This is a genomic window from Citrobacter sp. Cpo061 (assembly GCF_030332845.1).
Lineage (GTDB): Bacteria > Pseudomonadota > Gammaproteobacteria > Enterobacterales > Enterobacteriaceae > Citrobacter > Citrobacter portucalensis.
Genome location: NZ_JAOWHB010000009.1, coordinates 1 through 216, shown reverse-complemented (window position 1 = coordinate 216; position 216 = coordinate 1). Strand labels below are relative to the sequence as shown.

The window sequence follows — 216 nt, the reverse complement described above, 5'->3', positions numbered from 1 at the left end:
TGGTGCATCCGGGAGGATTCGAACCTCCGACCGCTCGGTTCGTAGCCGAGTACTCTATCCAGCTGAGCTACGGATGCATCAGGGAAACTTACTTTACTGCAGATTTGATGTCGCTGCTAAAGCGCTATCAAGTAATATGGTGCATCCGGGAGGATTCGAACCTCCGACCGCTCGGTTCGTAGCCGAGTACTCTATCCAGCTGAGCTACGGATGCAA

2 tRNA genes are annotated in these 216 nt (G+C 53.2%); both read right to left on the bottom strand.

Annotated features, from left to right (window positions below):
* Positions 1-77, bottom strand: a tRNA-Arg gene (locus OGX97_RS00580).
* A 60-nt stretch (positions 78-137) separates the two neighbouring features.
* Positions 138-214 (bottom strand) — tRNA-Arg (locus OGX97_RS00575).
* Positions 215-216: the final 2 nt, after the last annotated feature.